The following is a 12,005-nucleotide window of genomic DNA, read 5'->3' as shown; positions in this document are numbered from 1 at the left end:
TAGGAGTTTTGTGATGAATGGCATGGAAGTGCAAGCATGATTAATAGACCGCGCGCCTGGTTGCTAGCCTTGCCAAGGCGTCACAAGCGCCTTGTGCAGGTTGTAGCCGATATCCTGCTGGTTTGGGCAGCCCTGTGGCTGGCTTTCCTCGTCAGGTTGGGTATCGATGAACTGGCCAACCCGGTTCTGGAACATGCATGGCTGTTTGTCGCGGCGCCTGCCGTTTCCATTCCGCTATTTATTCGCTTCGGCATGTATCGGGCGGTCATGCGCTACTTTGGCAACGAAGCCCTGATCGCAATTATCAAAGCGGTCAGCCTGTCTGCGTTGATACTTGGGCTTGTGGTGTATTGGTACAGTAACCATGAACATCTGGTGCCAAGGTCGGTCATTTTCAACTATTGGTGGCTCAGCCTGATCATGGTGGGCGGGCTGCGCCTCGCCATGCGTCAGTACTTTCTCGGCGACTGGTTCACTGCTGCGCAACATGTACCATTCGCTAACCGGCAGGACGGTCTGCCCCGGGTCGCAGTCTACGGCGCTGGTGCTGCCGGCAACCAGCTCGTGGCGGCGCTACGGATGGGCAAGGTGATGCGCCCGGTGGCATTCATTGATGATGACGACAGCATTGCCGACCGAGTGATTTCGGGCTTGCAGGTCTACAAACCTGAGCAAATCGAGAAAATGCTGGACGTTACCGGGGCGCAGGAGATTCTGCTGGCCATCCCTTCTGCCAGCAGGGTCCGTCGCCGGGAAATCCTGACCCATCTTGAGCCATTTCCGCTGCACGTGCGCAGTATTCCAGGGTTCATGGACCTGGCCAGTGGCCGGGTCAAGGTGGATGATATCCAGGAAGTTGATATTGCAGATTTGCTGGGTCGAGATGCAGTGCCTGCACAGGACGATTTGCTGGAGCGCTGCATCGCAGGGCAGACGGTGTTGGTCACTGGGGCTGGCGGCTCGATAGGGTCCGAGTTGTGCAGGCAGATCCTGAGCCTGTCGCCGACGACCCTGCTGATGTTCGAGCACAGTGAGTTCAACCTTTACAGCATTCAATCCGAGCTGGAGCAGCGCATCATTCGCGAAGGCTTGAGCACGCGGTTGTTGCCAATACTGGGTTCGGTGCGCAACCCCAGGTTGCTACTGGATGTGCTGCGCAGCTGGAAGGTTGATACGGTGTATCACGCCGCTGCCTACAAGCATGTACCTATGGTCGAGCACAATATTGCCGAGGGCGTGCTGAACAATGTCATCGGCACCCTCCATACGGCTCAAGCTGCACTGCAGGCAGGCGTTGCCAATTTTGTGCTTATCTCGACAGACAAGGCCGTACGCCCGACAAATGTGATGGGCAGCACCAAACGCCTGGCTGAACTTGCGTTGCAAGCCTTGAGCCATGAAGCGGCGCCTGTGCTTTTTGGCGAAGAGGGCAATGTGTCTCGAGTCAATCGCACGCGTTTTACCATGGTGCGGTTCGGCAATGTGTTGGGTTCTTCAGGTTCTGTAATCCCGCTGTTCCATAAGCAGATCCAGGCCGGTGGCCCGGTGACGGTTACGCACCCCAAAATCACGCGTTACTTCATGACGATTCCCGAGGCTGCCCAGTTGGTGATCCAAGCCGGTTCCATGGGGCAGGGCGGTGATGTATTCGTACTGGACATGGGGGAGCCGGTCAAGATCGTCGAGCTCGCCGAGAAGATGATTCATCTGTCGGGCCTCAGCGTGCGGTCCGAGCGCAACCCCCATGGCGACATCACCATCGAATTCAGCGGCCTGCGGCCGGGTGAGAAACTCTATGAGGAACTGCTCATTGGTGACAATGTGATCGCCACGCGTCATCCGATGATCATGAGTGCACAAGAAGACTGTTTGCCTTGGGACATAATGAAGCAGAGGTTGACGGCGTTACTCGCAGCGATCGAAACGGATGACTACGTGACACTCCGGCAAATCCTGCGTGAAACCGTTGCCGGCTATGCCCCTCAAGGTGAAATTGTCGATTTCATGCATATTCAAAGTCGTCTGAAACCCTGACATACGCCTGCACTGCCTGACGCATTATACAAAAGGCGCGGAGCGCTTTTCGCGCGTAGACGATCCCGTAGATCAACGCCGGATACCGCGTCTAGAGTTACAACCATAACGGGGTAGATGGGGGCGCTATGGGAAACTGGGTCGGCAATAGCATTCGAGAGCGTTTGCAGAAGCTGCCGCGCGGACACAAGCGCTTGTTGCAGGTGGTGACGGACGTTGGTCTGGTCTGGTGCGCCTTGTGGCTGGCTTTCGTGGTCAGGCTGGGGATAGACGACCTGGTCAACCCGTTGATCAAACATGCGTGGCTGTTCTTGTGTGCCCCTGTTGTGGCCATCCCGTTGTTCATACGCTTCGGGCTCTATCGGGCAGTAATGAGGTACTTTGGCAACGACGCCCTGATCGCAATCATCAAGGCGGTTACCCTTTCGGCGTTGATCCTGGGTGTCATCATCTATTGGGTGGGCGACCACCAGGCTGTGGTACCCCGCTCGATCACCTTCAATTACTGGTGGTTGAGCTTGATCATGGTTGGCGGGTTGCGATTGGCCATGCGTCAATACTTCCTGGGTGACTGGTTCAGTACCGCCGTCCAGCACGTGCCGTTCGCCAGTCGTGAAGATGGCCTGCCCAAAGTCGCCGTCTACGGCGCTGGTGCTGCGGGTAATCAGCTGGTGGCAGCTCTGCGCATGGACAAGGCTATGCGTCCCGTTGCGTTCATCGATGACGATGCCAGTATCTCCGATCGTGTCATTGCAGGCTTGCAGGTGTACCACCCAGATCAGCTGCAACGGCTGATCGATGTGACCGGTACTCAGGAGATATTGCTGGCGGTCCCGTCTGCCAGTCGGACCCGTCGAAGGGAAATCCTGACATTCCTCGAAGGTTTCCCGCTGCATGTCCGCAGTGTGCCTGGCTTCATGGACTTGGCCAGTGGCAAGGTCAAGGTCGATGACATCCAGGAAGTCGACATTGCCGACTTGCTGGGCCGTGACGCCGTGCCTGCACAGAGCGACCTGCTGGAGCGTTGCATTGTTGATCAGGTAGTGCTGGTCACCGGCGCTGGTGGCTCGATCGGTTCCGAACTCTGCCGTCAGATAGTTGGGCAATTGCCCAGAACGTTGCTGTTGCTCGATCACAGCGAGTTCAATCTTTACAGCATCTTCACGGAGCTGGAGCAGCGTATCGCCCGTGAGTCGTTGTCGGTCAGCCTGATCCCGATCCTGGGCTCTGTACGCAACCAACCCCAGATGCTCGACATCATGAAAACCTGGCACGTCGACACCGTCTACCACGCTGCCGCCTACAAGCACGTGCCCATGGTCGAGCACAACATCACCGAAGGCTTGTTGAACAACGTCATCGGCACTCTGCACACGGCCCAAGCCGCCCTGCAAGCCGGCGTCGCCAACTTCGTGCTGATCTCCACCGACAAGGCCGTACGCCCAACCAACGTGATGGGCAGCACCAAACGTCTGGCCGAAATGACCCTGCAAGCCCTCAGCCAGGAGCTGGCGCCAGTGCTGTTCGGCGATGCCGGCAACGTCTCGCAGGTCAACAAGACCCGTTTCACCATGGTGCGCTTCGGTAACGTGCTGGGTTCGTCCGGCTCGGTGATCCCGCTGTTCCACAAGCAGATCAAGGCCGGTGGGCCACTGACCGTGACGCACCCGAAGATCACGCGTTACTTCATGACCATTCCCGAAGCCGCTCAGTTGGTCATCCAGGCCGGCTCCATGGGCAAGGGCGGGGACGTGTTCGTGCTCGACATGGGCGAGCCGGTGCGCATTGTCGAGCTGGCTGAGAAGATGATTCACCTGTCCGGCTTCAGCGTGCGCAATGAGCGCAACCCGATGGGGGATATCACCATCGAGTTCACCGGTCTTCGCCCAGGTGAAAAGCTCTACGAAGAGTTGCTGATCGGTGACAACGTGCTCGCAACACGCCACCCCATGATCATGAGTGCCAACGAGGACCTCTTGCCATGGGACACGCTGAAGGATGCTTTGCAGCAGCTGCTGGCTGCAGCATCCAGCGACGACTTCGTGCGGGTACGGCAATTGCTGCGCGAAACGGTGATCGGCTATGCGCCCGAAGGCGAGATCGTCGACTGGATCTACCAGCAACGTCGCCTCGAACCCTGAGTGGCTTTCGATGCCTGTGCTCGCCTTTTCGTGGGGCGCAGGCATGAAGATTGTCGTTTGCCACACCCACAGAGGCCATGTCACTGACCCCCAGGGTTTTCCCACCCCCCCAACCCGCGTATCATTCCCTCACACAAATCTGAAATTCCCCACGCCAGCCCCCGACCACAAGTCTTGCTTCCCTCGCGTGCACAGCAGCTTCAGATAACCAGACAATCATCAGTACAAAGGATGACCGGCCACCCACGTGGCCAGGCCAGGCATGCCGGCTGTCCGCAGGATGGGACGGTGCCAGATGAGCTTTGAAGGAATGGGTTTTGATCAAGCGTAGACAGGTTGCAATCGTTGGTTGTTCGTATCGTTTCCCCGGTTCCGCCTCTGCCAGCTTCTGGCAGAACCTGATGGAGGGGCGTGACCTGGTCACCCAGGTTGACGCCTCGCGTTGGGAGAAGGCCGAGTTCCTGCACCCGGACAAGGCCAACCCTGCCACCAGCTACACATTTGCCTCGGGCACCCTGGGCGACATCAGCGCCTTCGATGCGGGCTTCTTCAACATCTCGCCGCGCGAGGCCGCGATGATGGACCCGCAGCAGCGCATGCTGCTGGAAATGTGCTGGGAAACCTTCGAGAACGCCGGCGTTCGGCCTTCGAGCCTGCGTGGCAGCAACTGTGGCGTGTACCTGGGCATCGCCGCCGTCGAGCAGGCCTACCGCCTGGTCGACGACATGGCATCGATCGACGGCGCAACCGCCACCGGCAACACCATGAGCATCGCCGCCAACCGGCTGTCGTTCTTCTACGACCTGCGCGGCCCGAGCATGGCCATCGATACCGCCTGCTCCTCGTCGCTGGTGGCATTCCACCAGGCCTGCCAGGCGATCCTCAGCGGTGATGTCGACCAGGCCGTGACCGGCGGCATCAGCCTGCACATGCACCCGTTCGGCTTCATGATCTTCTCCAAGGCCACCATGCTGTCGCGCACCGGCCGTTGCCAGTCGTTCGATGAAAACGGCGACGGCTACGCCCGCTCCGAAGGCGGTGGCCTGTTCCTGCTCAAGGACTACGACCAGGCCGTGGCCGATGGCAACACCATCCTCGCGGTGGTGGCGGCCAGTGCGGTGAACACCGATGGTCGCAAGTCCAGCCTGACCCTGCCCAATGCCGAAGCCCAGGCCGCGCTGTTGCGCAAGGCCTACGCCAAGTCGGGCATCGCCCCTGAACAGCTCGACTACCTCGAAGCCCATGGCACCGGAACGTCGGTGGGCGACCCGATCGAAACCCGCGCCATCGGCGAGGCGCTGGGCCAGGCGCGTGGCGCCGGCAACCCGCTGCCAATCGGCTCGGTCAAAAGCAACCTCGGCCACCTCGAAGCTGCCTCCGGTGTGGCCGGCCTGGTAAAGGCGCTCAATTGCATGGCCGAGCGCACCGTACCCGCGACCATCGGGGTCAAGGCGCTCAACCCGAATATCCCGTTCGGCGACCTCAACCTGCAGGTAGTCACCGAGCCGCTGGCGCTCAAGCGTGAAGGCCAGTTGACCGTAGGCGTCAACTCGTTCGGCTTTGGTGGCGCCAATGCCCACGTCATCCTGCAGAGCCCCGAGCCACAGCACAGTGCCGCGCCACAGGTCGGCAAGCGCAGCGTACCGCTATTGCTCAGTGCCAAGACCGAGCAGGGCCTGCGGGCCACGGCCGAGCGTTTTGCCGCCTACCTGGCCGAGCATGCCGACGCCGATTACTACGACGTGGCCTATCAGGCCATGTTCCGCCGCGACGCCCACGCCCATCGCCTGCTGCTGATCAGCGACAACCTCGCCGAAGCCGCGCAGGCGCTGGACGACTACGCCCAGGACCCGAGCCTCAGCGAGCTCAGTGCCGTGCTCGAAGCCGGCCAAGCGCTGGAGGGGGCCAGTGGCCCGGTGTTCGTCTACTCCGGCAATGGCTCGCAATGGCAGGGCATGGGCCGTGCGATGCTCGGCCACGCGCTGTTCGCTGCCGCAGTGGATGAAGTGGATGCCCTGTTCCAGCCGCTGGCGGGGTACTCGCTGCGTGCCGAGTTGCTCGGTGACAACGGCGAAGGCCGCTACGCCCGTACCGAAATCGCCCAGCCGGCGCTGTTCGCCCTGCAAGTGGCGGTCACCCGGGTACTGGCCGCCGAAGGCATTCGCCCGGTGGCGGTGATCGGCCACAGCGTGGGCGAGGTGGCGGCCGCCTGGGCCAGCGGTGCGTTGAGCCTGGCGGACGCCACCCAGGTCATCTACCACCGTAGCCGCCTGCAGGGCCTTACCCGCGGCTGCGGGCAGATGACCGCCGTCGGCCTGTCGGGTGAAGCCACTGCGGCACTGATCGCCGACTTGGGGCTGGACGGCCGCGTGGTCGTTGCCGGCGAAAACAGCGCCCGCGGCGCTACCGTGGCCGGTGAGACCGACGCCCTGGCCGTGCTCGAGGAAACCCTGGCCGAGCGCCAGGTGTTCGCTCGCCGCCTGGACCTGGACTACGCCTTCCACTCGCCGGCGATGAACCCGATCGAGCAGGCGGTGGTCGCCGACCTGGCGCATATCCACCCGCAAGCGACGCAGGTCCCGTTCTACTCCACCGTGGTCGGTGGCGAACTGCCCGGCGAGCGCCTGGACAGCCAGTACTGGTGGCAGAACATCCGCTTCCCGGTCCTGTTCCAGGGCGCCCTCGACGCGTTGGTGCGCAACGGCCTGAACCTGTTCGTCGAAGTCGGCCCGCACCCGATCCTGCGCAGCTACGTGACCGATGTGCTGGCCGAGTGCGAGCAACCGGGGCAGGTGGTGGCCACGCTCAAGCGCAACGACCACAGCACGCAGTTGCTGGAGCGCAGCGTTGCACGCCTGTTGATTGCTGGCGTCGAGCCACAGTGGCCGGTGCGCTTCCCGGTTGCCGGCCGCCCGGTCAGCCTGCCTAACTACAGCTGGCAGCGTGATCACTTCCAGCTGCCGGTCAGCGCCGAGACATTCAACACCTTGAGCCGCGAGCGCGTGCACCCGTTGCTGGGCTACCCGCTGGTCGATCAGGCGCTGACCTGGGAAAACCGCCTCGACACGCAACTGTTCCCCACCCTCGCTGACCACAAGGTCGGTGAGTCGGTACTGTTCCCGGGGGCCGGCTTTACCGAGCTGGCGCTGGCCGTGGCGCAGCTGCACCAGCCTGGCGAGTTCGTCGACATCGAAGAGCTGGAAATCCACAACCCGTTGCTGCTCGGCAGCGAGGGCAGCAAGAAGGTGCGCGTGCAGGTCGAAGAGGCCGATGGCACCCTGCGCATCACTTCGCGCTCCCTGGCCCAGCGCGAAGACTGGGTGCAGCATGTGGTCGCGCGCCTGCCTGGCGAAGCGCGCGGCGTGCTGCTTGGCGGCCGCGCACCCGCCTTGCCACAGCGCCCGGCGGATTTCAGCGCCGAGCAGCACCTGGCGCTGACCTGCGCGGTCGGCCTCAACTACGGGCCGGCCTACCAGACCGTCGCGGCGGCCTGGGTCGAGGCGGAGCGGGTATTGGCCCAGCTGACCGTGCCGGCGGTGATCGAACACGAACTGGCAAGCCTGCACCTGCACCCGGCTTTGCTCGATGGTGCCTTCCAGCTGATCACCGAGCTGCTGGCCAGCCGACCGGGCCGTAACCACGGCCTGGCGTTCATCCCTGTCAAGCTTGGCCGCATTGCCTTCAGCAAGGCCGGCGGTGTGCCGGTGCTGGCCGAAGTGCGCCAGCTCAAACGCACCGAACATTCGCTGCTGGTCGACTTCACCCTGTTCGACGGCAACGGTGACGCCGTGCTGGCAATCAAGGATGCGCGCATGCGTGCCGTGCGCCTGCAATACGACCGCAGTGGCGAGATCAAGCGCCTGGGCCACGTCGGCCTGGCCGCCCCCGGCAAGGTGCTGCCCGTGCAGCGCCAGGCCCTGGCCGCGACGCCGCTGGCGGGCATGCTGCAGAGCCTGGCCGACGAACCGGCGCAGGTACGTTACCTGAATGAAGTCGAGCCGCTGCTCGATGTGCTGTGTGCAAGTTTTCTGCTCGACCTGGTCGAGCAGGCCGGTGGCCGCCTGAGCGCCGAACAGGTGGCGCTGTGGTCCCAGAGCCAGGGTGAGTTCCTGGCCAGCCTGCTGCGCCATGCCGCGCAGGATGGCAGCCTGGTGCACGGCACCGATGGCAGCTGGCAGCTGACTGACAACGGCGAGCGTCCGTCGTCCGAAGCCATCTGGCAGGAGCTGTTCCATAGCTACCCGGAATACTTCCAGATCATCCACTCGGTTGGCCGCATTGGCCGCCACCTGCTGGCGCTGCTTGATGCCAGCCAATCGCTCGACAGCCTGCTGCCGCGGGAAACCAGCGGCGCCAGCCTGTCGCGCCTGGTGCTGGGCGCAACGGGCCAGCAGCGCCTGCTCGCCGGCATCGGTCAGACCCTCGACGCCCGCCTGGCGCAGCTGCCAGCCGGCCAGCGTCTGCGCGTGCTGGAGTTTGGCTTTGGCGGGCCATCGTTTGCCGAGCTGTTGTATGCCGGGCTGGATTTCGACCGCATCGACCTGGTCTACGCCGTGGCCGAACCGGAGCTTGAGCAACGTCTGCGCGATGACTGCCCGGCACTGAGCGTGGTTGGGCTCGAGCAACTGGCCGACGCCGGCAGTTTCGACTGGGTGCTGGTGCCGACCGACCTCAGTGCCCTGGGCGCCGTGGGTGATGCCGTGCGCCAGGCCGCTGCACAACTGAATCCGCATGGCCAGTTGGCGTTGCTGGGGCAGTACCCGGCACGCTGGGCCGATTTCGTCTTCGGTGCCCAGGCCGACTGGTGGCTGGCTGGCCCGCAGCGCGCGCTGTCACGCCAGCAGGCGCCGGCCTTCTGGGCCCATGAACTGCAACGCCATGGCCTGACCACGCTACGTACGCTCGATGCACTGCCAGGCAATGCCTGCGGCAGCTACCTGCTGCTGGCCGACAAGCCTGCAGGCTGCGAAGCTGCCACTGCCGTGATGGCCGTGCAACGCTGGGCCGTGCTGGCCGAAGCCGGGCAGGGCGCCGCCGAGTGCCTGGCCGCGCAATTGCGCGAGCAAGGTCAGCAGGTCAGCCTGTTGCTGCCGGGTGATGCCCAGGCCCTGGCCGCGCAACTTGGCGCCCTCGATCAGCCCCCGGAGCATGTCTTGCACCTGGCCGGGTTCGACAGCTCGGCCGGCCTGGATGGCCAGGCCGAACGCTGCATGCAGGCCGCCGCCCTGGTGCAGGCTTGCGAGGCGCTGAACATCGCGCCGCAGTGCTGGCTGTTCAGCCGCGGTGCTGCCGAGCACCTGTATGCCAGCGACAGCGCCACTGCAGTCGATGCTATCGCCGACGCCGCCTTCTGGGGCTTTGGCCGCACCCTGGCCAATGAATCGCCAGCTTGCCGCATCCGCTTGCTCGACCTGGCCCACGGCGCCTCGCCGGCGCTGGCGCTGCCCGCGCTGCTGAACGCCGACAGCGAAACCGAACTGGCTCTCGATGGCGAAGGGCGCCGCTATGTGCCACGCCTGCGCGTGCTGGCCAGCGCCGCGCCAGCCGAGCAGGCCCGCGAGCAGTGGGTGTGCCTGGGCTTCGACCTGCCGGGCCAGCTGCGCAACCTGCGCTGGGAAGTGCGCGAGCCGCGCCAGCCGGCGGCCGACGAGCTGGACATCGCCGTGCGCGCCACCGGCCTGAACTTCCGTGACGTGATGTTCGCCCTCGGCCTGCTGTCTGACGAAGCCATCGAAAACGGCTTCTCCGGCCCGACTCTGGGCTTCGAATTTGCCGGTGTGGTGCAAGGCAAGGGTGCCGACGTGCTGGGCGACTTCGCCCCGGGCGATCGCGTGGTCGGCTTCGGCCCCTGCAGCTTCGCCAACCGCCTGGTGACCAACGCCAACGCCGTGGCCCGCATCCCCGAAGGCATGTCGTTCGAGGCGGCAGCGACCATCCCGAGCACGTTCTTCACGGTGTACTACGCGCTGCATCACCTGGCGCGCCTGGAGCCGGGCGAGAAGGTGCTGATCCACGGCGCCGCCGGTGGTGTGGGCATTGCCGCGATCCAGGTTGCCAAGTGGCTGGGCGCCGAGATTCACGCCACCGCCGGCAGCGACGAGAAGCGCGACTTCCTGCGCCTGCTGGGCGTCGACCACGTCTACGATTCGCGCTCGCTGGCCTATGCCGACCAGGTGCTGGCGGCCACGGGCGGGCGCGGCGTCGATGTGGTGCTCAACTCCCTCGCCGGCGAGGCGATCAACCGCAACTTCCGCGTGCTCAAACCGTTCGGCCGCTTCCTGGAACTGGGCAAGCGCGACTTCTACCAGAACACCCGCATCGGCCTGCGCCCGTTCCGCAACAATATCAGCTACTTCGGCATCGACGCCGACCAGTTGATGAGCGAGCGCCCGCAACTCACCCGGCGGCTGTTCGCCGACATGATGGCGCTGTTCGAGCAGGGCATCCTGCACCCGCTGCCGTTCCGCGAGTTCGACGCCAACCAGGTGGTCGAGGCTTACCGCTACATGCAGCAGGCGCGGCAGATCGGCAAGGTCGTGGTCACCTACGGCAGCGCCATCGAGCACACCGTCGAGACCCGTGAGCAGCCGCAGCGCGCGCTGCACCTGGCCGCCGATGGCAGCTACCTGGTCACCGGTGGCTTGGGCGGCTTCGGCCTGCGCACGGCGCAATGGCTGATCGACAAGGGCGCGCGCCACCTGGTGCTGCTTGGTCGTCGCGGCCCGGCCAGCACCGAGGCCCAGCCGCAACTGGCGCTGTGGCAGGCCCAAGGCATCGATGTGCAGGCCGTGGCCTGTGACATCACCGACCGTGCCCAGCTGCAAGGCGTAGTCGAGCGTATCGCTGCCAGCCCGTGGCCACTGCGTGGCCTGGTGCACGCTGCGACGGTGATCGACGACAGCCTGATCCGCAACCTCGACGGTGAGCAGATGCAGCGCGTGCTGGAGCCCAAGGCCAAAGGTGCGCAGTACCTGCACGAACTGACCCAAGGCCTGGCGCTGGACTTCTTCGTGATGTTCTCGTCCGCCACCACGCTGTTCGGCAACCCGGGCCAGGCCAACTACGTAGCCGCCAACCACTGGCTCGAAGCCCTGGCACGGCATCGTCGGGCCCAGGGCCTGGCCGCTACTGCCGTGCTCTGGGGGGCTATTGATGATGTCGGCTTCCTGGCCCGCAACAGCCAGATCAAGGACGCCCTGCAAAGCCGCATGGGCGGTGCCGCGCTGCGTGCCGAGGCGGCCCTGGCGCAGCTCGAAGCCATGCTGCTCGACGGTGACAACGGCCATGGCGTGCTGGAGCTGGATTTCAAGGCGCTGTCGCGCTTCCTGCCTACCGCCAGCACCCCGCGCTTCATCGAGCTGGCCCGCGCTCACGGCGGCGAACAGGACGATGACAACGACGGTGAAGATATCCAGCGCATGCTCGCCGAGCTTGACGACGCCGAGCTGCTGGAGCGCTTTGCCGAGATGCTCAAGCATGAGGTGTGCGAAATCCTGCGCCTGCCGCCAGCGCGCCTGGACAGCCAGCGCCCTTTGCAGGAGCTGGGCCTGGACTCGTTGATGAGCGTGGAACTGGTGGTTGCCCTGGAAGAGCGCTTCGGCATCCGCCTGCCAGTGATGGAGCTGAGTGAAAGCTCAAGCATCGACAAGCTCAGCGTGCGCCTGCTGCAGCTGCTGCGCGGCGAAGCCGGCAGCGGCGACGCGCAGCTGGCGCAGAACGTGCTGGCCCGTCACGGCAGCGAACTCAGCGCCGAGCAGGTGGCTGAGCTGAATGCAGAGCTGGCCGATGCCAGCGTGGCACCTAACCGTCTGATTGATTAAGAGCCGCCCT

Annotated in this window: 3 protein-coding genes; all 3 read left to right on the top strand. The window is 64.1% G+C overall.

Annotated elements, in window-relative coordinates; translation table 11 throughout:
• Nucleotides 1-36: 36 nt before the first annotated feature.
• The 3 genes from ACIPW4_RS15295 (at nt 37) to ACIPW4_RS15285 (ending at nt 11,995) form a co-directional block, all read left to right on the top strand.
• Nucleotides 37-2,034 (top strand): polysaccharide biosynthesis protein, encoded by a 1,998-nt coding sequence (locus ACIPW4_RS15295; protein WP_400659099.1) that lies wholly within the window; start codon nt 37-39, stop codon nt 2,032-2,034.
• A gap of 128 nt (nt 2,035-2,162) precedes the next feature.
• On the top strand, nt 2,163-4,175 hold the full coding sequence (locus tag ACIPW4_RS15290) for a polysaccharide biosynthesis protein (protein WP_400659097.1): 2,013 nt from the start codon (nt 2,163-2,165) through the stop codon (nt 4,173-4,175).
• Between the two features lie 317 nt (nt 4,176-4,492).
• Nucleotides 4,493-11,995, top strand: coding sequence for an SDR family NAD(P)-dependent oxidoreductase (locus tag ACIPW4_RS15285; protein ID WP_400659095.1), 7,503 nt, complete (start codon nt 4,493-4,495; stop codon nt 11,993-11,995).
• The last annotated feature ends 10 nt before the right edge of the window (nt 11,996-12,005 follow it).

The sequence above is a fragment of the Pseudomonas sp. NPDC089996 genome (assembly GCF_044748405.1).
Classification (GTDB): domain Bacteria; phylum Pseudomonadota; class Gammaproteobacteria; order Pseudomonadales; family Pseudomonadaceae; genus Aquipseudomonas.
This window is presented reverse-complemented; position numbering and strand designations above follow the sequence as displayed.

Coding starts and splice junctions, on each gene's coding strand:
- ACIPW4_RS15295 (WP_400659099.1), top strand. CDS start 37: ATGATTAATAGACCGCGCGCCTGGTTGCTAGCCTTGCCAAGGCGTCAC.
- ACIPW4_RS15290 (WP_400659097.1), top strand. CDS start 2,163: ATGGGAAACTGGGTCGGCAATAGCATTCGAGAGCGTTTGCAGAAGCTG.